This is a genomic window from Dyella terrae, assembly GCF_022394535.1.
In the GTDB taxonomy this organism is placed as follows: Bacteria; Pseudomonadota; Gammaproteobacteria; order Xanthomonadales; family Rhodanobacteraceae; genus Dyella.
Genome location: NZ_CP089414.1, coordinates 1,460,740 through 1,485,744 on the forward strand (window position 1 = coordinate 1,460,740; position 25,005 = coordinate 1,485,744).

General features: G+C 62.2%; 21 protein-coding genes and 1 tRNA gene. 10 read left to right on the forward strand and 12 right to left on the reverse strand.

Features of this window, described 5'->3' with window-relative positions; all coding sequences use genetic code 11:
* The first annotated feature begins 96 nt into the window (after nucleotides 1-96).
* From DYST_RS06050 to DYST_RS06060, 3 genes are read left to right on the forward strand one after another with little or no spacing between them, the layout of a single operon-like run.
* On the forward strand, nucleotides 97-3,336 hold the full coding sequence (locus tag DYST_RS06050; protein ID WP_239950731.1) for an efflux RND transporter permease subunit: 3,240 nt from the start codon (nucleotides 97-99) through the stop codon (nucleotides 3,334-3,336).
* Nucleotides 3,326-4,507 (forward strand): efflux RND transporter periplasmic adaptor subunit, encoded by a 1,182-nt coding sequence (locus DYST_RS06055; RefSeq protein WP_239950732.1) that lies wholly within the window; start codon nucleotides 3,326-3,328, stop codon nucleotides 4,505-4,507. Before DYST_RS06050 ends, DYST_RS06055 begins: the two co-directional genes overlap by 11 nt.
* A gap of 4 nt (nucleotides 4,508-4,511) precedes the next feature.
* Nucleotides 4,512-5,996, forward strand: a complete 1,485-nt coding sequence (locus tag DYST_RS06060; protein ID WP_239950734.1) for an efflux transporter outer membrane subunit — start codon at nucleotides 4,512-4,514, stop codon at nucleotides 5,994-5,996.
* Between the two features lie 102 nt (nucleotides 5,997-6,098).
* On the opposite strand, the gene DYST_RS06065 is transcribed toward DYST_RS06060, so the two are convergent.
* From DYST_RS06065 to DYST_RS06080, 4 genes are all read right to left on the reverse strand, one after another.
* On the reverse strand, nucleotides 6,099-7,610 hold the full coding sequence (locus tag DYST_RS06065; protein ID WP_102305136.1) for a SulP family inorganic anion transporter: 1,512 nt from the start codon (nucleotides 7,608-7,610) through the stop codon (nucleotides 6,099-6,101).
* Nucleotides 7,611-7,624: 14 nt separating this feature from the next.
* Complete coding sequence (locus DYST_RS06070; RefSeq protein WP_102305071.1) at nucleotides 7,625-8,308, reverse strand: carbonic anhydrase; 684 nt, start codon at nucleotides 8,306-8,308, stop codon at nucleotides 7,625-7,627.
* 217 nt (nucleotides 8,309-8,525) lie between these two features.
* Nucleotides 8,526-8,879 (reverse strand): hypothetical protein, encoded by a 354-nt coding sequence (locus DYST_RS06075; protein WP_146010600.1) that lies wholly within the window; start codon nucleotides 8,877-8,879, stop codon nucleotides 8,526-8,528.
* 210 nt (nucleotides 8,880-9,089) lie between these two features.
* Nucleotides 9,090-10,721, reverse strand: coding sequence for a hypothetical protein (locus DYST_RS06080; RefSeq protein ID WP_239950736.1), 1,632 nt, complete (start codon nucleotides 10,719-10,721; stop codon nucleotides 9,090-9,092).
* A gap of 225 nt (nucleotides 10,722-10,946) precedes the next feature.
* On the opposite strand from DYST_RS06080, the gene rnt reads away from it, so the two are divergent.
* The 6 genes from rnt to phoU all read left to right on the forward strand — a co-directional run bounded on the left by rnt (nucleotide 10,947) and on the right by phoU (nucleotide 16,545).
* On the forward strand, nucleotides 10,947-11,606 hold the full coding sequence (rnt, locus tag DYST_RS06085) for a ribonuclease T (protein ID WP_102305137.1): 660 nt from the start codon (nucleotides 10,947-10,949) through the stop codon (nucleotides 11,604-11,606).
* A gap of 180 nt (nucleotides 11,607-11,786) precedes the next feature.
* On the forward strand, nucleotides 11,787-12,821 hold the full coding sequence (gene pstS / locus DYST_RS06090) for a phosphate ABC transporter substrate-binding protein PstS (RefSeq protein WP_428993962.1): 1,035 nt from the start codon (nucleotides 11,787-11,789) through the stop codon (nucleotides 12,819-12,821).
* A gap of 186 nt (nucleotides 12,822-13,007) precedes the next feature.
* Nucleotides 13,008-14,024, forward strand: a complete 1,017-nt coding sequence (gene pstC, locus DYST_RS06095) for a phosphate ABC transporter permease subunit PstC (RefSeq protein WP_102305074.1) — start codon at nucleotides 13,008-13,010, stop codon at nucleotides 14,022-14,024.
* Nucleotides 14,024-14,899, forward strand: a complete 876-nt coding sequence (pstA, locus tag DYST_RS06100) for a phosphate ABC transporter permease PstA (RefSeq protein ID WP_102305075.1) — start codon at nucleotides 14,024-14,026, stop codon at nucleotides 14,897-14,899. The genes pstC and pstA overlap by 1 nt, the downstream gene beginning before the upstream one ends.
* A complete protein-coding gene (pstB, locus tag DYST_RS06105; RefSeq protein WP_102305076.1) occupies nucleotides 14,892-15,707 on the forward strand; it encodes a phosphate ABC transporter ATP-binding protein PstB in 816 nt (271 codons plus the stop codon). The genes pstA and pstB overlap by 8 nt, the downstream gene beginning before the upstream one ends.
* Nucleotides 15,708-15,810: 103 nt before the next feature.
* Nucleotides 15,811-16,545 (forward strand): phosphate signaling complex protein PhoU, encoded by a 735-nt coding sequence (phoU, locus tag DYST_RS06110; RefSeq protein WP_239950738.1) that lies wholly within the window; start codon nucleotides 15,811-15,813, stop codon nucleotides 16,543-16,545.
* A gap of 175 nt (nucleotides 16,546-16,720) precedes the next feature.
* Here the strand turns inward: phoU and DYST_RS06115 are convergent, their stop codons facing one another.
* The 5 genes from DYST_RS06115 to rnr form a co-directional block, all read right to left on the reverse strand.
* Nucleotides 16,721-17,872: a lipocalin-like domain-containing protein gene (locus tag DYST_RS06115; RefSeq protein WP_239950740.1), complete on the reverse strand. Its 1,152-nt coding sequence runs from the start codon at nucleotides 17,870-17,872 to the stop codon at nucleotides 16,721-16,723.
* Between the two features lie 527 nt (nucleotides 17,873-18,399).
* Nucleotides 18,400-18,723 carry a quaternary ammonium compound efflux SMR transporter SugE gene (gene sugE, locus DYST_RS06125; protein ID WP_102305079.1) on the reverse strand — a complete coding sequence of 108 codons (324 nt, stop codon included), beginning with the start codon at nucleotides 18,721-18,723 and terminating at the stop codon, nucleotides 18,400-18,402.
* Between the two features lie 128 nt (nucleotides 18,724-18,851).
* On the reverse strand, nucleotides 18,852-19,139 hold the full coding sequence (locus DYST_RS06130) for a CBU_0592 family membrane protein (protein ID WP_239950742.1): 288 nt from the start codon (nucleotides 19,137-19,139) through the stop codon (nucleotides 18,852-18,854).
* Nucleotides 19,136-19,882, reverse strand: a complete 747-nt coding sequence (rlmB, locus tag DYST_RS06135; protein ID WP_239950743.1) for a 23S rRNA (guanosine(2251)-2'-O)-methyltransferase RlmB — start codon at nucleotides 19,880-19,882, stop codon at nucleotides 19,136-19,138. Before rlmB ends, DYST_RS06130 begins: the two co-directional genes overlap by 4 nt.
* Nucleotides 19,879-22,521, reverse strand: coding sequence for a ribonuclease R (gene rnr, locus DYST_RS06140; RefSeq protein WP_428993963.1), 2,643 nt, complete (start codon nucleotides 22,519-22,521; stop codon nucleotides 19,879-19,881). The genes rlmB and rnr overlap by 4 nt, the downstream gene beginning before the upstream one ends.
* A gap of 145 nt (nucleotides 22,522-22,666) precedes the next feature.
* On the opposite strand from rnr, the gene DYST_RS06145 reads away from it, so the two are divergent.
* Nucleotides 22,667-22,751: transfer RNA gene (locus DYST_RS06145), tRNA-Leu, on the forward strand.
* Between the two features lie 210 nt (nucleotides 22,752-22,961).
* On the opposite strand, the gene DYST_RS06150 is transcribed toward DYST_RS06145, so the two are convergent.
* The 3 genes from DYST_RS06150 to DYST_RS06160 all read right to left on the reverse strand — a co-directional run bounded on the left by DYST_RS06150 (nucleotide 22,962) and on the right by DYST_RS06160 (nucleotide 24,904).
* Nucleotides 22,962-23,375 (reverse strand): DoxX family protein, encoded by a 414-nt coding sequence (locus DYST_RS06150; protein ID WP_239950744.1) that lies wholly within the window; start codon nucleotides 23,373-23,375, stop codon nucleotides 22,962-22,964.
* Between the two features lie 232 nt (nucleotides 23,376-23,607).
* Nucleotides 23,608-24,594: a zinc-binding dehydrogenase gene (locus DYST_RS06155; RefSeq protein WP_239950745.1), complete on the reverse strand. Its 987-nt coding sequence runs from the start codon at nucleotides 24,592-24,594 to the stop codon at nucleotides 23,608-23,610.
* A gap of 10 nt (nucleotides 24,595-24,604) precedes the next feature.
* Nucleotides 24,605-24,904 carry a YybH family protein gene (locus tag DYST_RS06160; RefSeq protein ID WP_239950746.1) on the reverse strand — a complete coding sequence of 100 codons (300 nt, stop codon included), beginning with the start codon at nucleotides 24,902-24,904 and terminating at the stop codon, nucleotides 24,605-24,607.
* Nucleotides 24,905-25,005: the final 101 nt, after the last annotated feature.

A 25,005-nucleotide genomic window follows, 5' to 3' on the forward strand; every position in this document is an offset into this window, starting at 1 on the left:
TCGCTGACGGGCTTCCCGCCCCTTCTTTCCATGCCGTGACAGCCTCACCGTCACGCCACGGCGCCCCGAGCGCTGGTGCAACGTTGGAACCGTCCCATGCTTGGCCTTGTCCGAATCGCCCTGTCACGCCCGCTCACGTTCATCGTGCTGGCGGTGCTCATCCTCATTGCTGGCCCACTGGCGGCGTTCCGCACGCCCACCGACATCTTCCCGAACATCGGCATTCCGGTGATCAGCGTGGTGTGGAGCTATAACGGCCTGCCGCCCGACCAGATGTCAGGCCGCGTCGTTTACTACTACGAACGCCAGCTCAGCACATCGGTCAACAACATCGAGCACATCGAGTCGCAGTCGCTGCCCGGCATGGGCATCGTGAAGATCTTCTTCCAGCCGGGCGTGGATATCCGCACCGCGACGGCGCAGGTCACCTCGATCTCGCAGACGGTGCTCAAGCAGATGCCGCCGGGCATCACGCCGCCGCTGATCCTCAACTACAACGCCTCGACCGTACCCATCCTGCAGATGGCGCTGTCGAGCAAGAGCATGTCCGAGGCCAAGATCCTCGACCAGGGCCTCAACGTGATGCGCCCGATGCTCACATCCGTGCCCGGCGTAGCCGTGCCGACGCCCTATGGTGGTGCCGCGCGCCAAGTCACGCTGGACCTTGACCCGCGTGCGCTGGCCGCAGATGGCCTCTCCGCGCAGGACGTGAGCAACGCGTTGGCTGAGCAAAACCAGATCATCCCCGTGGGCACGGCCAAGATCGGCACGTACGAATACCACGTGCAGCTCAACAACAGCCCCGAAGCCATCAGCGAGTTGAATCAGCTGCCGGTGAAAACCGTGCATGGCGCCACTATTACCATTGGCGACGTGGCCCACGTGCGCGACGGCGCGGCTCCGCAGACAAATATCGTACGCGTGGATGGCAAGCGCGCGGTGCTGATGCCGGCACTGAAGGTTGGCGACGCCTCGACGCTTTCCGTGGTGTCGGGCATCAAGGCACTCATGCCGCTGGTGCGCGAAACGCTGCCGGACAGCCTCAAGGTGACGCTACTGAGCGATCAGTCGACCTTCGTGAAGGCGGCCATTTCCTCAGTGGCACGCGAAGGCATCATCGCCGCGTTGCTGACCTCGGTGATGATCCTGATCTTCCTCGGCAGCTGGCGTTCGACGGTGATCATCGCCGTATCGATTCCTCTCGCCATCCTCTCTGCCATCGCGCTGCTGTCAGCCACCGGCCAGACACTCAACGTGATGACGCTAGGCGGCCTGGCGCTGGCCGTGGGTATCCTGGTGGACGATGCCACGGTAACCATCGAAAACATCAACTGGCATCTCGAGCAGGGTAAGAGCGTCCATGACGCGATCATGGATGGCGCGAAACAGATCGTGACGCCGGCCTTCGTCTCCCTGCTCTGCATCTGCATCGTGTTCGTGCCGATGTTCATGCTCGACGGCATCGCCGGCTTCCTGTTCCGTCCGATGGCGCTGGCGGTGATCTTCGCGATGGTGTCGTCCTTCGTCCTGTCGCGCACGCTGGTGCCGACGCTGGCGATGTACTTGCTCAAGCCCCACCACACCGAAAAGGGTGAAGGCGATCATCCGGAGGACGAGTACCTCAACCATCACGAGGGTGATCAGCCAGCGTCGCGCAAGCGCAGCGCTTTCCTGGGCGCGCTGGTCAAGTTTCAGCAGCGTTTCGAACATCGCTTTGCCCAGGTGCGCGACGTCTATCATGCAACGCTGACCGTGGCACTTACCCACCGCAAGCGCTTCATCATTGGCTTCATGGCCTTCGTGCTGGCTTCGTTCGCACTGGTTCCGCTCCTTGGCCGCGACTTCTTCCCCGACGTGGATGCTGGCGCCATCGCCTTGCATGTGCGCGCCCCCATGGGTACCCGCGTGGAAGAGACGGCCGCCGAGTTCGACCGCATCGAAGCGGCCATCCGCAAGGTCGTTCCGCCCGACCAGTTGGATACGGTCATCGACAACATTGGTCTGCCGTTGTCCGGCGTAAACATGGTCTACAACTCCAGCGGCACGATCGGCCCACAGGATGGCGATATCCAGGTCGAGCTGAAGGAGAACCACGCACCGACGGCTGAGTTCGTGCGCGAACTTCGCGCGCAACTTCCGCGCGAATTCCCCGGCACCGAGTTCGCCTTCCTTCCCGCGGACATGAGCTCGCAGATCCTCAACTTCGGTGCGCCGGCGCCGCTGGACGTCACCATCTCCGGCCGCGACCTGAAGGCCAATGAGACCTATGCCACCGAGATCATGAAGCACTTGCGCCAAGTGCCCGGCATCGCGGATGTCCGCCTGCAGCAGAGCACCAGTTATCCGCAGCTCAACGTGACGGTGAACCGCACGCGCGCCGACATGCTCGGCGTGACCGAGCGCGACGTCACCAACACCATGGTGGCTTCACTGGCGGGTAGTTCGCAGGTGGCGCCGACGTTCTGGCTCAATCCGAAGAACGGCGTGTCGTATCCCATCGTCGCCGCAACGCCGCAGTACAAGATGGACACCATGGCTGATCTCGCCGGGCTGCCCGTCACGCCCGCAGGCGCCGGCGCGAGCCAGGTGTTGGGCGGCCTTGCCACCTTCACGCGTGTGCCGAGTGCTGCGGTGGTATCGCACTACAACATCATGCCGTCGTTCGACATCTACGCATCGGTACAGGATCGTGACCTTGGTGCAGTCGCCAACGACGTGCAGAAGGTGCTCAACCAGTTCGCCGCTACGCGTCCAAAGGGCACGCTGGTCAGCCTGCACGGCCAGGCCGGTACCATGAACGACGCCTTCAGCGGCCTGATCTTCGGTCTGGTCGGTGCAATCGTGCTGATCTACCTGCTGATCGTGGTGAACTTCCAGTCGTGGCTCGATCCGTTCGTGATCATCACCGCCCTACCCGCCGCGCTCGCCGGCATCGTGTGGATACTGTTCCTTTCGCACACCACGCTATCTGTGCCTGCGTTGACCGGCGCAATCATGTGCATGGGTGTCGCCACCGCCAACTCCATCCTGGTCGTCAGCTTCTGCCGCGAACGCCTCGCCGAACACGGCGACGCGGTGAAGGCCGCGTTGGAAGCCGGTTTCACCCGCTTCCGTCCGGTCTGCATGACCGCGCTCGCCATGATCATCGGCATGATGCCGATGGCCATGACGCAGGAACAGAACTCGCCGCTAGGTCGTGCCGTCATCGGCGGCCTGCTGTTCGCCACTTTCGCCACCCTGCTCTTCGTGCCGGTGATTTTCAGCATCGTGCATGGCCGCGAGCAAGCGCAAACCCAATCCGATTCCGCTCTTGGAGAACCCGTCCATGTCGCATGACGCCACCATTGCAACGCCTGCGCGAACGCCGAAGCTCGGGCGCGCGGTGCGTATCGGTCTGGCCGTGGCCGTGTTGGCCACTATCGCCGGCATCTCGGTACGTGCCTACGACTACCACCGCGTAGTGAAGTGGACCGACGCACAGATCACACCCACCGTCCAGCTGGTAACCGCCGAAGGCGGCGGCAACGGTCAGGCGATGACGCTGCCCGGCCATCTGGACGCCTGGATCAGCGCGCCCATCCACGCACGCGTCAGCGGTTACCTCAAGAGCTGGAGCAGCGATATCGGCAGCCAAGTGGCGGCAGGCCAGTCGCTGGCCGAAATCGATACGCCGGAGCTGGACCAGCAGTTCGAGCAGGCCAAGGCGAATCTCGCCCGTGCGCAGGCCAATGCTCGCCTTGCCGTGCTCACCGACAAGCGCTGGAAAAACCTGCTCACCTCCAACTCCGTCTCCAAGCAGGAGGCCGATGAGAAGGCTGGCGAAGCGGAGGCCGCGCAAGCCAACGTGCTCGGCGCGCAAGCCGATGTCGATCGCATCGCGGCGCTGGAAGCGTTCAAACACATCACCGCGCCATTCGCCGGTACGGTGACGGCGCGCAATACCGACATCGGTGATCTGATCAGCGCCAACAGCGAAAGCTCACCATCGCTATTCACCGTGTCCGACACCACCCGTATGCGCTTGTACGTGCAGGTGCCGCAGGGTTACGCCGACTCGATTAAGCCCGACATGAGCGTGCAGCTCGATGTGCCCGACCATCCGGGCGAACAGTTCACCGGCCGCCTGATCGGTAATTCCGGCGCGGTGAACCAGGTTTCCGGCTCGCTGCTGGCGCAGTTCGAAGTAGACAACCCCAAGGGCGCGCTGCTGCCTGGCGCGTATGCGGAAGTGCATCTGCCGATGGCGGCCAACAGTCACACGATGACGGTGCCCGCCACCACGCTGATCTTCCGCGCGCAGGGTCCGCAGGTTGCCGTGGTCGGCGCCGACAACAAGGTGGTGCTGCGTGACGTGCATATCGCGACGGACCTGGGCGACCGCCTGCGCATCGACAAGGGCCTGCAGCCCGGCGACCGCGTGATCAATCACCCGTCCGATTCGGTGATGCAGGGCGACGTGGTACAGATCGCACGCGCGGATGCCGATGGCGCCGCCAAACCGGAGTGACCGCATGACACTCAACCTGCCCTTTCTCCGTCGACTCCTGCCATTGGCTCTGGTCGCTGTGCTGCCAGCGTGCTCGTTAGCGCCTACGTACAAGAAGCCTGACGTCGGCCCGGTGCCCGATAGCTACGCTGGTCAGACGGCGGAAGGCCTGTGGTCTCCGGCACATCCGGCCGACACCGCGTCGCGCGGTCCCTGGTGGTCGGTGTATGCGAATCCTGGGCTCGACAAGCTGGAGAACCAGCTCGATACATCCAATCCGAGCCTTGCGGTTGCACTCGCACGTTACGATGCCGCGCGTGCACTGCTCGGTGAAGCTCGCTCGGACATGTATCCAACGCTGGGCGTCGATGCCGCTGACTCGCGCAACCGCCAGTCGAACAATCGCCCACTACGCGGCAGTAACCAGCCGAACGAATACAGTGCCAACACGTTCGGGTTTGGGCTGGGCTACGAGATCGATCTGTGGGGACGCGTGCGCAATGAAGTCGCCGCAGGTAACGCCAATGCCACGGCTGCGCAGGCCGATCTCGCGTCGGTGAAGCTTAGCCTAGAGGCGCAGCTCGCTGACCTCTATGTCGCCCTTCGAGGCTACGACGTGCAGGAGCGTATCCTCAAGGACACGCTGGATGCCTACCAGCAAGGTCTGGACCTGACCGAGCGACGATTCCAGGGCGGCGTTGCCTCAGGCCTCGATGTCAGTCGCGCAAAGACGCAGCTGTCCGACGCACAGGCACAGGTATCCGAAGTGGTCGCCCAGCGCGCGCTAACCGAACACGCCATTGCCACACTGGTGGGTGAATCTGCCTCGCGCTTCTCGCTGTCGCTCGACAACACGCCAATGAACGTACCGGCGATTCCGCTGGGCGTACCGTCGCAATTGCTGGAACGCCGCCCCGACATCTCCGCCGCCGAACGCCGCGTGTTCGCAGCGAATGCGGAGATCGGCGTCGCGCGTGCGGCGTTTTTCCCGCGCTTGAGTCTTTCCGCCATGTTCGGCTTTCAGGACACCGGCATGGGTAACCTTTTGAGCGCCGGCAATCGTTACTGGGCGCTGGGGCCCGATCTGGCCATGACACTATTCGACGGTGGTCTGCGTCGCTCCAAGGTGCAAGCCGCGCAAGCCAATCTGGATGCATCCGCCGGGCTGTATCGCGGCACCGTACTGAACGCGTTCCAGCAGGTGGAAGACAACCTCACCCTGCTCCAGCAGCTCGGCAAGGAAGCGCATCAAGAGGATGATGCAGCGAGCGCCGCCCGCGACTCGCAGACGATCTCCACCAATCGCTATCGCGAAGGTGCGGTGAACTATCTCGACGTCGTGACTGCGCAGACAGCGGCTTTGCAGGCCGAGCGCAGTGCGGAACAGGTGCGCACAAGGCGCTTGCAGGCGAGTGTGGATTTGATCCGTGCACTCGGTGGTGGCTGGGACTCAGCCCAGCTGCCGACCACCGCCAGTACAGTGGCCGACAGCACGTCCCAGGCCCGCTGACGCGACGGTACCTACGCCGTCACGACCGCCCGGGGATCTAAGGAGCCCCTCATGAGGAGAGGGAGGGGAGGCACAAGAGGCTCCTTTTCAAGACGAGCGGCCCTATGCCGCTCGTCGCACGCCTTCCACGCGCTGGTTGAGCTGCTGCCAGTCCACCACCAGCTCACAGCCGCGCGCCGAGGCATTTCTACCCCATTCGCGCAGCAATTCCAGACACGCCTGGTCGACGTGATGGAGACCACCCACATCCAACTGCACGCGCGTATTCGGCGGCACGCGTTCCAGCGTACGTGCCACAGACGGAACGCGCAGGAACGTCGCGGAGCCTTCCAATCGCAGCGAAGCGGTACCCGGTTCTTCGTGATGATCCAAGCCCACCTTCAGACGCGACGAGTGCAACGCCAGGCGGAACAGCGACAAGGCAAAGCCGATCAGAACACCCGCCAGCAGGTCGGTCGCCACAATCGCCGCAGTGGTGGCCACGTAGATCCACGCCGTGCCCTTGCCGTACTGCGCAAGCGCCTTCACCTGCTTGAAGTTCACCATCTTGATACCGGTGAACACCAGGATGCCCGCCAGGCACGCCACCGGCGTCATGCGCATCAGCCACGGCAGCAACGACGCGAACACCAGCAACCAACCGCCGTGCATGATTGTCGCCATGCGCGTGGCCGAACCGGCCTGCACGTTGGCCGCGCTGCGCACGATCACGCCGGTCATCGGCAAGGCGCCGAACAAGCCGCAGATCATGTTGCCGACGCCCTGCGCCGTCAGCTCGCGGTCGTACTTGGTGCGCACACCATCGTGCATGCGATCCACCGCAGCGGCGGACAGCAGCGTTTCAGCGCTAGCGATGAAGGCGAACGTCAGTGCCGCGATCATCAGCGACGGCTCGAGTAGCCCAGCCATGCTGGTAAAGGTTGGCAACGACACGGCGGACAGCAGGTTGGACGGCACGTCCACCGTCTTCACCGACAAACCGGCGAACTGCACCACCGCCGTCACCGCGATCACCGCAAGCAACGCGCCCGGTACAAAACGCAGCTTTGCCGGACGCAGCTTTTCCCAGCCGAGCATGATGGCAATCGTGCCCACACCCACGGCCAGCGCCGTCATGCTTCCCGCATCGCCCTGCACCGCATCGATCACTGCACCGGGGAGCGCAGCGAAGTTCTCAAGACCACGCGCCTTCGGCAAAGCATCCATCAGCACGTGCAACTGCGAGGCGACGATCAGCACGCCAATGCCCGACAACATGCCCGCCACGACAGCCGGCGAACACATGCGGAACCACACGCCTACGCGACACAGGCCGGCAGCGACCTGGATCAGACCGGCCAATAGCACGACCGGACCCAGCGCCATCACGCCATGCTCGCGCACCAGTTCGAACACCAGTACGGCGAGGCCCGCCGCGGGGCCGCTGACCTGCAGCGGCGAGCCGGCGAACATGCCCACCACCAAGCCACCCACGATGCCCGTGATCAGGCCCGTCGCCGGCGGCATGCCCGAGGCGATGGCGATGCCCATACACAAGGGCAACGCCACCAGGAACACCACGATGGAACCGAGCAGGTCACGCCCGAACAGTCCCTGCTTAAAGTAGTTGCTTATCACGACGGCGATCCTCAGGCAGCCGACGCGGTAGGCATGGAGAACCGCGCATGGGGCGTCGCTTCCGGCATGTCATCGCTGCCAGATTCGATCTGCACGAAACGACCGTGCTGCGCATCAAACGCTTTCAATCCCGCGTGTTCGATGTCATATACCCAACCGTGGATGCGCAGCTGGCCACTCGCCAGCGCCGCGGCGACAGTGGGCAGCGTCCGTAGATTTTCCAACTGCCCCACCACGTTTTCTTCGGTAAGGCGACGCAATCCTTCCGAACCGTGCAGGCCCGGGCCGTTCTGTTGGACGACGTAGCGCGCGACATCGGCATGCATCATCCACGCCGCCACCGACGGCATGTCATGCACCAGCTCGGGGTGTTGCAGCGCCTTCATCGCACCGCAGTCGGAATGGCCGCAGATCACAATGTGCTTGACCTTGAGCACCTTCACCGCGTACTCGATCGCCGCCACCACACCGCTCACGTGCTGCGCATACGGCGGCACGATATTGCCGATATTGCGATACACGAACAGCTCGCCCGGCTGGGCGGAAAACATCAACTCCGGCATCACGCGCGAGTCGGCGCAAGTGATGAACATGGTGCTGGGGCTCTGTCCCGCAGCCAACTTGCGGAACACTTCGCGCTGGGCCGGGAAAACTTCATTACGGAATTGTTCGAAACCTTCGATCAGACGCTTCATGCGAATACTCCAGACAAAATTCGAGATGACGCCCACGGCGCGACGCGCGCCATGCACTGGGCGTTGGGGATGAAGAAGGAACAGATGGCCCAAACCACGCGCGGACGCACGAAGCGCACCGCATGCGCGGAATCAGTTTACTGAGGGAGCCATCAAGCGCGGCAGACCGACAAGGCGTGCGCGCACAGAAACGCTTGCCGCATCAGCGGCAGCGCTGTTAGACGGCTTCTGGCGGGCGCAGTTGGGGCGCAGGGGTGTGCAGGCTCAGGTCGTAGCTGACCGAAATAGGAGCCTGGGTGAGCATGGGCGCCCACAGATAAGCCACGTCGAACGGATGGAGAATGTCATCCATACCGCCGTTCGTGGTGTCTTCGAAAGAGGACTTGGTGGTGTTGTCGTCCGCCGCCGTGTCGGCAACGTCGTCAACCACGACCATCGCAGCCACCGCCTTGTCGCCCGACACTGCGGACGAGAACTTCACCGGACGCACGGGCGTGCCGACCAGCAGAAGCAGGCCGAACAGGCACGCCAGGAACATGGCGAAGCGGGAGTGGAGGAGACGCGAAGTCATGGGATCGAAGGTATCGGAAATCACATGACAGCCGCAAGACTTTGCGCGAGATCAATCACGCATCTTCAGAAATATGCCAGCGCGCATTCATGTTCGAGGCGAACATTGCGCAAAAAACGCTGCGAATAAAAAAGCAAAACGGCGGGCAATGCCCGCCGTTTTTCCGTCCTTGGGTCGAACTCCCTTGCGATAGCCGTACCGCCGATCCGATTAGAACGGGTAGTAGCGGAAGGAGGTGAAGAACATGTTCTCCGTGGCCTTCGGCGAAGCGAGACCATTGCCGACCGGACCGCTGACGCCGTTGATGAAGCCCTGACCCGGGAACGCTTCCTTCTGCGTATACGAGTACTGCGCACCGAACTGCATCTTGCCGAACTTGCCCTGGTAGAACTTCCACCAGAAGCCGGCGGTGCCCTGCCAGATCTCGCGGGCGTTGCCCACGCAGTTGGTGTTGCCAGCGATGTCGCAGCCGCTGTTGTTGTACGCCGGGTTGCCGTAGCCGAGGGCCGTGGTGCCGTTGTTGAAGTCCTTCTTGCTGGCCTGTTCGCGACCACCGAAGAGATAGACGTCCACATCGGAGTTGGCGTGCCAGGTCAGACCCGTCAGGAGCATGTTTTCCTTGATCGGGGCAATGTTGCCGTTCGGGCTGAAGGTCACGTCGGAAAGCTGTGCGCTGCCGTAGCGGCCGATGCCCTTGCCGTCCATGCCGGAGAACTGCCAGTCCAGGGTCTTGTCGATAAGCGGCAGGACCACGCCGAGGCCCCAACCACCGCCCCACGTGTCGTGGTTCTGGTACGAACCATTGATGGCGTAGCGGTTGTAGAAGGCACGGCCCACGCCGAACACTTCGTAATGGCCATAGCCCGGGTCAGCAGCAAACTTCACGATGACGTCGGGGATGTGGTTCAGCGACAGCGTGTTAGCCGAGTCGAAACCCGAACCCGCGGTGATGTTGTAAGCCGTCTGCTGGACCGGTGCCTTGGCCAGGTTCGGGCTGCTGTAGAACGTGGTCTGCGGGTTCTCGAGCGAGATACCGAGCCAGTAGGTCTTGTCCCAATCCTTGACCAAGCGGATCTGGTCCTGACGCGCCCAGGTGAAGCCCGGGATGTACTGTGCGTCGATCTGCGGCGGGGTCAGTTCGTTACGCGGCAGCATGCCCTTGCTGCTGAGCGTCAGCAGCGACCAGTTCTGACCGGCCAACAGGTGCAGGCCCGAGGTGTCCCAATCGGCCGTCATGTAGACGTTGCGCATGCGCGGGTTGAACGAGTTGGACTCGTTCGAGTTCGCGGTCTGGGCGCCGCCCAGGAAGTCCATTTCGATGTAACCGGCCAGGTGCGTATCCGGGCTCACGTCACCCTGCACGAGGGCCGACAGGCGGCTCTGGCGAGCGCTCATGCGGAACTCGTTCATGTGCGCGGTCTGCACGTTCTTGTACGGAATCGCGCTGTAGTTCGAGGCGATGTCCGCGCCTTCCTGAGCCGAACGGTAGACCGATTCAGCTGCGAGGAAGCCGCCCAGCGTGATGTTCACGCCCTTGTAGGACAGCTTGTCGCCCGACTTCTTCACCTGTGCATCGGTGGCAGCGACCTGCTTCTGCACGGTCTCCACGGCCTGGCCGGTCGACACGTTGATGTCAGACTGCGCATCCGTGCGCTGCTCCAGTTCGACGACCTTCGCCTGCAGGGCCTGCAACTGGGCCTTCAGCGCTTCGATCTCCGCGGCCTGCGTCGACTGCGAGGTGCTGGTCTTCGAGGACGACGCCGGGGCCGGGTCGGCCATGACGTGGATGCTGGTAACGCCCAAACCGGCAGCAATCGCCACCGCGAGCAACTTGGAACGCATGGATATTCTCCGCATGTAGGTAAGAACCACCTGGACCGCCCCCTTTGATCCCCTTCGATCTCCGGCTGTCCAAGCACAATCGGTGCGGAGGATGGGCTCGCGGCTTTACCGTTAGATGGACGTTATGTGACAAAACGAAGACATGCGTTCGCACGCGTACGGAAATGACTTCCTTACAAGTCAGTAGAGGCGGGCCCGGTGGCCTTGGCTGGTATGCTTGAAGGCATGGATAACCTCAACAACAGCATGGCCGGCCGCATGGCCGAGCGCTTCCGGGGCTTTCTGCCGGTCATCGTGGACGTTGAAACAGGCGGCTTCGATTCGGAACGGGACGCACTGCTGGAAATTGCCGCCGTCATATTGCGCATGACGCCCGAGGGCTACCTGCAGCCCATGCCAGCCGTTGCTGCTCACGTACATCCCTTCCCTGGCGCCAATATCGACCCTCGGGCCCTGGAAATCACCGGCATCGACCCGGACAACCCGCTACGCGGCGCGCTCGACGAGCGCCTGGCGCTGGACCACGTGTTCAAGCCCATCCGCGACGCGATGCGCGACATGGATTGCCAGCGCGCCGTTCTGGTGGGCCACAACGCGGCGTTCGACCTCGGCTTTCTCAATGCAGCGGTGCGCCGCACAGGCCATAAGCGCAATCCGTTCCACCCCTTTAGCTGCTTCGATACCGCCACCTTGAGCGGCCTGGCATTTGGCCAGACGGTATTGAGCAAAGCCGTGCAAGCCGCCGGCATGGCGTTCGATACGCGCGAGGCGCACTCCGCTATTTATGACGCCGAGCGCACGGCCGAACTGTTCTGCACCATCATCAACCGCTGGCGCCGTTTGGAAGAATTCGAGCGCGACCAGATCGGCGTTGAGTCCATGTAAAGACGCGGTGTGGCTCCGCGTCAGTTTGGGCCGTGCGATTTAATTCCTTTTTTATCAGCATGCTATGACAGTCATCTGCAAACTGTCATATCGCTGAAACATTGAACTCATTTCATTGCAACACGGCGCGCATGAAATAACGGCGGGCGGAATCCCTCCGTGACCCTTACTGGAGCTACCGTGTTGATCTCAACAAAATCTCTGACTCGCATCGGCACGGCCGCTGTGTTCGCGACGGCGTCGCTGTTCACTATGGCCGCACAGGCCACCGACATCACCGGCGCCGGCTCGAGCTTCGTCTACCCGGTTCTCTCGAAGTGGTCCGCGGGCTACGCCGAGAAAACTGGCAACAAGCTCAACTACCAGTCCGTCGGCTCGGGCGCCGGCGTGGCGCAGATCAAGGAAGGCACCATCGACTTCGGCGCCACCGATGCACCGGTGAAGGCTGAAGATCTCGCGCAGTTCGGCCTGGGCCAGTTCCCGGTCGTGGTGGGCGGCATCGTGCCGGTGGTGAACATCCCGGGCGTGGAAGCTGGCCAGGTCAAGCTGGACGGCGCCACCCTCGCCGACATCTTCCTCGGCAAGATCACCATGTGGAACGACCCGCGCATCGCCGCGGCAAACGCTGGCGTGAATCTGCCGGCCAAGAAGATCACCGTCGTGCATCGCTCGGACGGTTCGGGCACCTCGTTCAACTTCACCAACTACCTTTCCAAGGTCAGCCCTGATTGGGCCGCCAAGGTCAAGTTCGGCACGGCCGTCGAGTGGCCGACCGGCGTGGGTGGCAAGGGCAACGAAGGCGTGTCGCAGTACGTCAAGCAGATTGTCGGTTCTATCGGCTACGTCGAGTACGCCTATGCCGTGAAGAACAAGATCAGCTGGGTGAACCTGAAGAACGCTGCCGGCCAGGTTGTGGCGCCGAGCGCTGAAGCCTTCGCCGCCGCCGCCGCTACGGCCGACTGGGGCAGCGCCAAGGACTTCAACGTGATCATGACCAACGCCTCCGGTGCGCAGGCGTGGCCGATCACCGCGACCACCTGGGTCGTCATGTACAAGCAGCCGAAGAACGCCGAGCACACCAAGGTGGCTTTCGAGTTCTTCAAGTGGGCGCTCGAGAGCGGCCAGAAGGACGCTGCCTCGCTCGACTACGTCGCGCTGCCGGACACCTTGGTCAAGAAGATCGAGGCTTACTGGAGCACCGAGTACAAGCACTAAGGTAATCGTCTCGCCGGTCACGCAACAGCAACCGGCAAGGCTTAACCTGATGGCTTGACCGTACGACAACGGCCGCCCGACTAACCTCGGGCGGCCTGTTGTTGAAAGGCGCCCGGAACTGGCGCATCGTCCATGGACCGCGCGGCCTGCAACCGTCCGGTCTGAATGCCGAGGAATCCTCCGCACATGCAAGCCAATGTAGGCGCCGTTGCCGCCATCGCGACCCAGGAAGAGCGCGCACACCGCGACGCCCGGCACGACCGCCTGTTCAGCTGGCTCCTTATGGGCTGCGCCCTGCTGGTGCTCGCCTGCCTTCTTGGCGCTGCGGGCGCCACGCTATGGGGCGGTCGACACGCCTTCGGCACCTTCGGCTGGCATTTCCTCGTCAGCGATGCCTGGGATCCGGGCTCCGATACCTACGGCGCACTCGTGCCGGTGTACGGCACCCTCATGACCTCGCTGATCGCTCTGGTCATCGCCGTGCCGATCAGCTTCGGTGTTGCGCTCTATCTTTCCGAGGTGGCACCGCCGTGGCTGCGCACGCCAGTGGCCTCGGCCATCGAACTGCTGGCCGGTATTCCTTCGATCATCTACGGCATGTGGGGCCTTTTCATCTTTGCGCCCTTCTTCGCCGATCACATCAAGCCCTGGCTGACCAACTATCTGGGCAATAAGCCGGACGACGGCAAGTTGTCATGGGTGGCCCAGCACACCTTCATTGGCAAGCTGTTCGGTAGCGACTATCCATTCGGCGCCAGCATCCTGACCGCAGGCATCGTGCTCGCGATCATGATCATCCCGTTTATCTCTTCCGTGATGCGCGAAGTGTTCCAGACGGTGCCCTCGCGCTTGAAGGAATCAGCCTATGCGCTGGGCTCAAGCACCTGGGAAGTGTCCTGGGACATCGTGCTGCCCTACACGCGCTCGGCAGTGATCGGTGGCATTTTCCTCGGCCTTGGCCGCGCGCTGGGCGAGACGATGGCCGTGACGTTCGTGCTCGGCAATGCGATGCAGTTGTCGGCGTCGATTCTCGATCCGGGTGCGTCTATCGCCTCCACCATCGCCAACCAGTTCAGCGAGGCCGCCGGCCTGCAGAAGTCGACGCTGATGGCGCTGGCCTTCCTGCTGTTCGTGGTGACCTTCATCGTGCTGCTGATCGCCCGCTGGATGCTGCGCCAGCTCGCCCATAAGGAGGGCCGCTGATGGCCTCCAGCTCGTTCATTTATACCAAGCGCCGCATCAAGAATATCGTGGCGCTGACGCTTAGCGTGCTGGCCACACTGATCGGACTGATCTTTCTCGCGTGGATTCTGTGGGAAACACTGCGCCAGGGCGTGAGCGCCCTCAAGCCGCAGCTATTCACCAAGATCACGGCCTACGGCGAGGATGGCGGCCTGGCCAACGCCATGGTCGGCAGCTTCGTCATCGACCTCATCGGCATCCTTATCGCCACGCCCATCGGCGTGCTGGCCGGTACATGGTTGGCGGAGTACGCCAATGGCACCAAGCTGGGCGAATCGATCCGCTTCCTCAACGACATCCTGCTGTCGGCGCCATCGATCGTGCTCGGCCTGTTCGTCTACACCATCGTGGTGTTGCCGAGTACATCGTTGACTAACGGCTCCACCACCTTCTCCGGCTGGGCCGGCGGTGTGGCGCTGGCGCTGATCGCCCTGCCGGTGATCGTGCGCACCTCGGACGAAATGCTGCGTCTGGTGCCCTCCACACTGCGCGAAGCCTCGCTGTCGCTGGGCATTCCGCAGTGGAAGCTGACCACGCAGATCCTGATCCGCGCCGCGCGCTCGGGCATCATCACCGGTGTGCTGCTGGCGCTGGCCCGCATCAGCGGTGAAACCGCCCCGCTGCTGTTCACGGCGTTCGGCAACAACTACATGACGTTCAATCCGTCGGACAAGATGTCCAGCCTGCCGCAGATGATTTACCAGTACGCCAACGATCCGGGCGAAGGCTTGCATGCGATCGCATGGGCTGGTGCCTTCGTACTGACCATGTTCGTGCTGTTGCTGAGCCTTGCTTCCCGTCTGGTCCTTTCCCGTTCCAAGGTGTCACATGACTGAGTCCGCTGCCGCCGGCATCCACCCGCAGTCCGCGGCCACGCCTGCACCCATCGCGCCCACCAAGCTGAAGGTGCGCGACCTGCACTTCTACTACAACGGATACCATGCGCTGAAAGGCATCAACATGGACATCCCGGAGAAGAAGGTGACGGCCATCATCGGCCCGTCCGGCTGCGGCAAGTCCACTCTGTTGCGCATCTTCAACCGCATTTACGCGATCTACCCCAAGCTGGAAGCCAAGGGCGAGATCATCCTGGACGACGAGAACATCCTCGATTCGCGCTATTCCATGAACCGCCTGCGCAGCAAGGTCGGCATGGTGTTCCAGAAGCCGGTGCCGTTCCCGATGACCATTTTCGAGAACGTGGCCTACGGCATTCGCCACCACGAGAAGCTCTCGCGCGCCGACATGGATATCCGTGTCGAGCAGGCGCTGCGCAGCGCGGCCTTGTGGGACGAAGTGAAGGACAAGCTCAAGCAGAGCGCGCTCGGCCTATCCGGTGGTCAGCAGCAGCGCCTGTGCATTGCCCGCGGCATCGCGCTGAAGCCGGAGGTGCTTCTGCTCGACGAGCCGACCTCGGCGCTCGACCCGATCGCCACCGGCCGCATCGAGCAGCTGGTGGAAGAACTCAAGAGCGAGTACACCATCGTCATCGTCACCCACAACATGCAGCAGGCGGCCCGTTGCTCGGACCTCACCGCGTTCATGTATCTGGGTGAGTTGATCGAGTTCGACCGCACCGAACAGATCTTCACCAAGCCAGGCAAGAAGCAGACCGAGGATTACATCACCGGTCGCTTCGGTTAAAAAGTAACGCTACTCCCTCTCCCCCGTTTACAAATTTGTGCACGGGGCAGAGGGCTGGGGTGAGGGGCCACGCCGCCTCACCTTCCAATGACAGGACTCTCCCATGAGCGGCAGCAGCAAAGAACACATCATCAAGAGCTACGACGACGAGCTGACCCGTCTCACCGGCGAAATCGTCCGCATGGGCGAGCTTGCGGTGAGCCAGTTGGAAGCAGCCCTCGATGTGATCGACCGCCGTGACGAGCGCGCCGCGCAGCACGTGGTCAGCAACGATGACGCTATCGACCTGCTCGAACAGGAAATCAGCCACGACGTAGTGCGCCTGCTGGCGCTGCGTGCGCCTATCGCCGGCGACCTGCGCAACGTGTTCGCTGCGCTGCGCATCGCCGCCGACATCGAACGCATCGGCGACTACGCCGCCAACGTGGCCAAGCGCTCCATCCCGTTGTCGATGGTCGCCCCTATCGCACCGACGAACGGCCTGGGCTATCTGGCCGAGCTGGCCGCGAAGGAAGTGCGTGACGTGCTGATGGCCTATCGCGATCGCGACGCCGAACGCGCCTATAAGGTGTGGAAGGACGACGCGGACCTGGACGAAGCCTACACCGGCTACTTCCGCCAGTTGCTGACCTACATGATGGAAGACCCGCGCAACATCACGCCCTGCACGCACCTGCTGTTCATGGCGAAGAACATCGAGCGCATCGGCGACCACGCCACCAACATTGCCGAGAGCATCTGGTATCAGGTGAACGGCGAACCGCTCACGGCGCAGCGCGCCAAGCGCGACTTCACCTCGAACCCGGAACCCACCAAGCTCGGTCACAAGCCGGACTAACCCAAACGTGGCGTCGCTCCAAAAGGCCCGCTAGACGAGCGGGCCTGCCGGCAAACAGCATCGTTACGGATCGAGCTGAGCACAGGGGATGACACCGTCGGTGCCGTGCCATTGCGCCGCCCACTCGCTTTCATTGATCTGGCATGAAACCATCAAAAACCACCTTGACTCCGCATCAAGGGAGAATCTGTGGTGGATTGAGTTCCAGATACGCCTTGCCGGTAACGGGCACGCCGTTAACCACGCCGCTAACCGTAGAATCGCCCTCCCAATAGTAGGTATTGGGAACACCGACCGAACCCGCCAACGTCTGCACGACACCGCCGGTCAAGCCAGCAAAGGTGGCCATTTCCTGGTCTTGTACCAAGGCCGTCACGGTCACCTGTCCACCTGGGAGCTTGAGGATTTGCTGGGTGTGATAAACGAGCCCGCTCCTGGGACTGGTCCAGGTCACGCCGGTTGACTGATCGTCGATTTCGCTGGGATCGATCACGCTGTAGCTGCCGTCGGCCGCGATATAGGTACCGTAGGTCTGCGTGGTATTGCCGCTCGCATCCTTAAGTACCGAGACGTCGTATTTGCGGCCATCGGACAACTCAACCGCGTACCAGTCCCACCCAGTTGGTGAGGTGGCAGAGAAAGCAGCGCCCCATTCGTGATCGAACCAAGCCGAGCCAGTTACGTTCACCACAAGGCCGTGATCGATGATGGTGCCCGATGCACTCAGGCTGGGAAATGAGTAGTAGTTGAGAGCGCCGGTCGTCGTCGGAGGCATGATCCCGCCATTGCCGTTCCAGACAACGCCGTAATTTTCCGGCTGCACGCTCAAATGAGCCAGATAGTCGAGAGTGTACATTCCGGTAGCCATTGAACCGGATCCGCTACGGGCATTGGCATTCCAGTCGTCTATTTGAATGTTGTATCCGCCTCCCGGAGGAAGAACATCCGGCTGGATGGAGACCCGCGCATCATTCTCGTGCACGCCTCGATTCAAATCGGTGATTGCGAAGTTACCGATATACCCCGAACTCAGCGGATACGTGCCCAAACCCAAGCGAAAATCGGTGACTTGGAAACCGTAGTCGTGCGTAACGCCGAAAATATCTTTACCCGTCAGGTGCCCGGTGTAGTACCACCATTCAATGGTTGCATTGTGGGGAGACTCGTCGGCCGGAATGGAAAAGTACGGTGATGTCGACTGCGCATACACCAAACCACCGAAGCCGAGACTGACGCCAAGACATAGGCTCGCAGCCTGGTGCAATCGACGCCGAACAAGGATTACCGTAGCCAAACAAGAACACACGCATTGCAGTGAGGAAGTCATTGGCTCGCCTCCACGGACTAGAAGGAATTCATCCTCAAAAAGGCCGTTCTGCTGCCACAGGCTCTGCGCATCGGCTCACAGTCCGCCCCTTTACGGCTAGGCGAGCCCACGAGCACCGCACCGTTTGCACGGCACCGTCAATAAATCACCAAGCAACGGGCGAAGCCGGCGGTGAAATGACCTAACGTGATTAACCCCAGCGAGTACGCCCGAGATCTGCGAACGGCGAACCCGGACGACACCCCTAACTCTCAAACCATGCGCCGCCCCTTGTGAGTCGGCTGTGAAAGACCCACCCGTATCACACCATCCACCGACCTGTTCTTCATCGCGAAGAACATCGAGCGCATCGGCGGCCGCGCCACTAAACATCGCCGAGATCATCTGGCATCAGGTGAACGGAGAACCGCTGACGGCGCAGCGCGCCAAGCGTGACTGAAGAAGCCATGTAGAAGCGCACTTGTGTGCGACTAGGATTGTCCCACCGTCGCAGTAGCGCACATGTGCGCTACTGCAGAAGAGCAGGCTTAGTGAGCGCCACTGGTGAGTTTCAGGCCCACCATACCCAGCACAACCAGACCCACGCAGGCCAGTCGCAACGGCGAGGCGGAGTCACCGAACAGCACGATGCCGAGGATGACGGCACCCACCGCGCCGATGCCTGTCCAGATCGCGTAAGCGGTGCCGATGGGCAACGTTTTCAACGCCATCGACAACAGCACGACGCTGGCCGCCATCGCTGTGCCCGTGATGACACTGGGCCATAGACGGGTGAAACCTTCGGTGTATTTGAGCCCGACCGCCCAAACCACTTCGAGCAGACCGGCGAACATCAGATAGATCCAGGGCATGATGCGCTCCTCTGGATGAAGAGCAGGGTCGTCCCCGCTGGAAGAACGTACTTGCGGGGCCGTCCCCGCAGACCGGTCCCATTGCGGGACCGGACTATACATTCTACAGATGCTGCCTGAACGCCATTTCAGGGTGAGATCTTGCTGCCCAGTTCACGCGCGTCCCGACGTGCACGCGTCGAATGCACGATGCCGTAGACGCCGATGACGATCCACGCCACCTGCATCAGGAAAGCGGGCCAGTTCATGGCCGGGCCGAACACCAGCGACAGGACCACACCGAGCGCGCCCAGCACGTTCATCAACTGATACACCAACCCGTTGCCGTGGAGCTTGTGAGCCTGCAGCAGCAGGAACGCCAGCAGCACCAGCAACACACCGATATAACCGGCCCAGTCATGCCAGAAGAAGGTCATCGCTTGTCACTCCGTTGTCGCAGCGCTTCGAACAACACGATGCCCGTGGCCACGGACACATTGAGGCTCTCCATCACACCTGGCATCGGGATCTTCGCTACGAAATCGCATGTGTCGCGCGTCAGACGGCGCATGCCCTCGCCTTCGCTGCCCAGCACGAGCGCCACGGGGCCTCGCATGTCGATGCCGTAGACGGTTTCGTCCGTATCGCCGGCCAGACCGGTGATCCACACACCCGCGTCCTTGAGCGTGCGCAACGCACGGGCAAGATTGGTTGCAGCGATGAGCGGCACGCGATCTGCGCCACCGGCCGATGCCCGGCGTACCACCGGCGTCAGGCCCACGGCGCGATCCTTCGGCACGATGACCATGGTCGCCCCGGCGGCTGCCGCACTGCGCAGGCACGCACCAAGGTTGTGCGGGTCGGTGACGCCATCGAGCACAAGTACCAGCGTGTTCTGACCAGCCGCTTCGAGCAGGCTTTCGATGTCGTTCTCTGAGCCCATCGGCGGCGCTTCATAGCGCGCCACCACGCCCTGGTGCCGCGCCTCACCCGACACGCGATCCAGTTGCTCGCGTGGACGGTGATGCACAGGAATATTCAGTTCCTTGGCGCGCGTCGCCAACTCCTGCACACGTGCGTTGCGCTGGCCCTGTTCCACCAGCACTTCACGAACGCGCGAAGCATCATTGCTCAGTGCGCCTTCGACCGGGTTGATCCCGACGATCCAACTATCACTCATCGTTTGCCTTTGTTCTTTTTGACTTTCTTGACGTGTGTATCGGCCTTGTCCGGGGCCTTCTTCTTGCCCGAGGCGACGCTCTTCACCTTGGCCAACGCGCCCTTTGCCGCAGCCTTTGCCTTGGAGAACGGACTTGCGACCATGGGCTTGTCATGCGTGGTCGCCTTGCGTCCCACAGGTGGCAACGGCGGCAGGGATATGGCGGGACCGGCATTATCGCGCGTCGCAGGTCGTTCCGCGCCCTTGCCGCTCCCCTTGTTGCCCTTACCCTTAGGCAGGGAGTAGCGCTCGCCCGTCGCGGCGTAGTCGTATCGCCGCTCGCTATGCGGCGGCGTGAAGCCTTCCTTGCGCGGTGAGACCAGGCGGAAGTCAATCTTGCGGTCCTCCAGGCTCGCGCGCAGCACCTGGATACGCACGTGGTCGCCCAGGCGGAACTGCACGCCGCTGCGCTCACCCTTCAACAGATGGCGTACCGGATCGAAGTGGTAGTAGTCGTTGGACAACTGGCTGATATGAACCAGCCCCGACACCTTCGAATCGTCCAGCTCCACGAACAAGCCAAACGAGGTGACGCCAGTGACGGTGCCGTCGAACTCGCTGCCAACATGCTTGGACATCCAGGCGCATTTGAAGCGCTCGTCCACGTCGCGTTCGGCTTCTTCCGCACGGCGCTCGCGCTGCGAGCAATGCACGGCCATGGCCGCCATTTCGCTGGCGCTGTACTGATAGGCCGCCGGCTTGCCATCGGCCACGGCATAGCGGATGGCGCGATGCACCAGCAGATCTGGATAGCGGCGGATCGGCGAAGTGAAGTGCGCGTACGCCTCCAGCGCCAGACCAAAGTGACCTCGGTTGTCGGGCTGATACGCCGCCATGCTCTGCGAGCGCAACAGCACAGACTGGATGAGCTCGCGCTCGGGGCGGTCGCGTACCAGGCGCAGGATGTCGGCGTAATCGGCCGGCGTCACGTCCTCCACCGGAGGCATACGCAACTTGAACTCGCGCAAGAACTGCTGCAGGTCTTCGTATTTCTCGGCCGGCGGCGGCTCGTGCGCGCGGAACAGTGCGGGGATCTTCTTCTTTTCCAGGAACAGCGCCGCTTGCACGTTGGCAGCGATCATGCATTCCTCGATCAGCTTGTGCGCGTCGTTGCGCTCGGTGGCGCCCATCGTCTCCACTTCACCGCGCTGGTCGAGGCGGAACTTCACCTCCGGCGTTTCGAAATCGATAGCGCCACGGCGCTTGCGCTGCTCCGCCATCAATTTGTAGAGCCCGTGCAGATGCTCGACCTGCGGCAGCACATCGGCCAGTTCGTGTCGCGCGTCGGCATCATTGAGGCCAATGGCCTGCCACACGCGGTCGTAAGTGAGGCGCGCATGCGAGCGCATCACGGCGTTGTAGAACTTGGACTTGGTGACTTCGCCTTCGGCGTTGACCACCATGTCGCACACCATGCACAGGCGCTCGACCTTGGGGTTCAACGAGCAGATGCCGTTGGAGAGTGTCTCCGGCAGCATGGGCACGACAAAACCGGGGAAGTAAGTGGACGTGCTGCGCTCGTAGGCTTCCTTGTCCAGCGCGGAACCCAGCTTGACGTAGTGCGACACGTCGGCAATGGCCACCACCAGTCGATAACCACCACCGCGCTTGGGCTCGGCATAAACGGCATCGTCGAAATCGCGTGCGTCGGCACCATCAATGGTCACCAGCGGCAGCGAGCGCAGGTCCACCCTGCCCTCGCGCTCGGCGGCCGTCACCTGCGGCTCCACCTGCGCGGCGTCGCGCGTCACCTCAGCGGGCCAATCGTGCGGCAGGTCGTGGCTGGCGATGGCCATTTCCACCAACAAAGATGGCTGCAGGCGTTCGCCCAGCACAGCGCGGATGGCACCCATCGGGCCGCGGTGCGGCGTCGGCGGGTCGGTAATCTCGGCCACCACGATCTGGCCGGAGCGCGCACCCATGTCTTGGCCCGGTACGATCATCACGTCCTGGTGGACGCGGCGGTCGTCAGGCGCCACCAGGGTGACGCCGTTTTCGATCACCACGCGACCCACCAGTCGCGGCGAACGGCGCTGCAACACTTCGACGATCGCGCCCTGCTTGCGCCCGCGCCGATCGATGCCGACCACGCTTGCCAGCACTCGGTCGCCGTGCAGCACGGTGCGCATCTGTTGAGGCGAAAGGTAAAGGTCGTCGCCACCGCCATCCGGACGAAGGAAGCCATAGCCCTCGGCGTTGGCGAGCACCACGCCCTGAATCAAATCCAGCTTGTTGGCCGGCGCGTAGCCCGCGCGACGCCCGAGCAGCAACTGGCCGTCACGCACCATCGCACCCAGGCGCTTGCGCAATGCATTGAGGTCGTACTCGTCGTGAAGAGACATCGCCTCGGCGATGCGTGCCTCGGTCAAGAGTTCGCCGCGTTGTTCAAGCAGCGCGAGGATCGCCTCGCGGCTGGGGATCGGTCGATCGTAGCGCTGCGCTTCGCGCTCGGCATGGGGGTCATCCACCACGCCGACGTCTGCGCGCTGCCGCGACGGATCGAGCGCCGAACGCTTCGGCCGGGCACCGCCCGACTTCGGCGGTTTCGGCCCCCGTTTGGCGTCCTGCTTGCTGCTGCTCGGTTCTTTCTTTTTGGTCACATCCGTGCCTTTTCTTGGTTTTATCGGGGTTCCGGACCGCACGAGGCGCAACCCGGGGGAAACTAGGTGAAGAATAGTTGACAACCTGCCAACACATGCCTAATCTACGCGGCTCACGCAGACCACTTAGCGACGCGTGACACCTGCCCAGGTGGCGGAATTGGTAGACGCACTAGTTTCAGGTACTAGCGGGTAAAACCGTGGAGGTTCGAGTCCTCTCCTGGGCACCAATTATAGAAGAAGCCCGCAGCGATGCGGGCTTTTTCGTTTCCGGGATTTGATCAGGCACGTGGCTCCGCCTGGTATGTATGTGCGACTCCCATTCCCACCTCCAAGGTAACCCGGTACGCACTGCTACCTGGATTGAGCGCACCTACGTCACGCGGGACAACCCATGCGCGGTTACCCCGTCATCCCGATTGAAGCTGTGTCGCTCACCTTCAAGGTGACCGCGGGGGCAACGGTGCTGATACCCGTTTCGCATCCATGCTGAGCAAACCCGGCCCGACAATCGCCAGCAAGGCAAAGCCGCCCGCCATGGCCACATTCTTCAACAGCATGATCACTTGAGTTTGATCAGCGAACTGGATGTGGAAAATCATCGCCGTCAACAGGCAGTAGCCCGCTAGCAGCGTGGCGACGATGCGCGTTCTATAGCCGACGATGATCAGCAAGCCCGAACTAATCTCAAACAAGATCGTTGGCCACAATAAAGCGCCTGGAACGTGCATGGCTTCCATATAGGCACGTGTAATGGCAGCGTCGCCAATCTTGAACAGGCCAGAAAGAACAAAGATCAGCGACATCATCACGCGGGACAAGACCATGACATAGGATTGCGTTTTCAGCTTCATGAAAGCGCCCTCACGATGGATTAGATGGTTGGGTCGCCGGTGTAAAGCACCATGACGCGACCGACGTCTGAGCTATTGAGTGCCTATTGATATCGGATGAGTGGCTGTTCGATGGGAGTCGCGGTCGTACTACTCGATGAGGGTTGTTCGGCCATCGCACCCAAGGGAAACAATGCACCGAAGGCCAATGTTGTTAGCAGGGTACGCACGGCGCGTCTCCTTGATGAGTGCGTTAGAGCCGAACGACGAGCTTGCCCAGCGCACGATTGCTTTCGATCAAGCTATGGGCGTGGCGCACGTCGTCGAAGTCGAACGTCCTGGCCAGGAGAGAGGCCATGCGCCCTGCGGCGGTTTCCTTCGCGACCCACGACAACGGTGACTCCGATAGCGGCATGGCCGGCGTGCCAAGCATGCTGCTGGAGAAGGCACTCAGCTTTGTTGCGTCCGGTAGGTCCTGCATCAGATGGAACTGTTCCAGCGCAAGTGAGCCGCCCAGCAGACCGACGACATTCACGGCACCGAATGGCCGCAACGTTCTGATCGTGTCGCGCAGCGTTGATGCACCAACGACTTCGAGCGCCGCGTCCACGCCGGCAGGCACTGCATGGCGAACCGCCGCAGCAATCTCGCCGCTGTCAACGATCACCTCATCCGCGCCCACCTCATACAGAAGGCCGGCGTTTTCCTGCAAGCGCGTGGTGGCGATCACCGTCAGGCCTCGTGCCTTGGCGTAGGCAACGGCGGCCAAACCTAGCGACGAGGTCGCACCACGAACCAACAAAGTCTGCCCGGCCTGGATCGCCAGGCTCTTGTCCAGAGCACCCCATATGGTGAGGTACGCCTCCGGCAACGCGGCGAGTTCTTCCCAGGACAATGACGTGTCACTCAACGCCACCACGTTGCTGCGCAACACCGTCGCCTGCTCGGCATAGCTGCCGTTGCGGCTGAATTGCATGCCACCCATCGCCGTGGCCACTCGCTGCCCGGCGCGGAACACGCCCGCGGGATCATGAATGACCTCGCCGACCGCTTCGATGCCTGGCACACGCGGCGTGGTGATGGCGCCCATCTTGCCGGCACGGAGGTAGGTTTCTCCCCGGTTCAAACCAAAAGCGCGTACGCGAATCTTCACTTCATCCGCGGTCGCTTCGGGTGACGGGATATCGCGTAGTTGAAGCGCTTCCGGACCACCGGCCTCTTCAATCACATAGGCCTTCATGGCGATGACCTCAAACGCGCGGCTGGCTGGTGGAGAACAGATAGCGATGGATCTTCCACTCACCTTTTTCTCGCTGGAACACGAATAGCTCGTTGTTGCCCTCAGTCACTTCCATGCCAGTACCGAGAAGGGTCGTGCGACCCGCGGAACTGGTCCGCGCCCAGGCCACGTTGCCAGCCTCTTCGATTTCATGAATATCAAAGCGGACGGCAAGCTTGAGGTGGGCGAACACCTGCTCATAGCCAGCCCGGACCGCAGTGCGCCCTACCAAGGCGGGAGCGTGCTGGGGCATGAACACGGGTTCGGCCATACAAGTCGAGAATGGCATCGGTATCGCTTTGGTTGAGCGCTGTTTCGTAACGTTGCAGGACGGTGCGGATGGACATGGGATGAGCTCCACAGTGGCGGGGG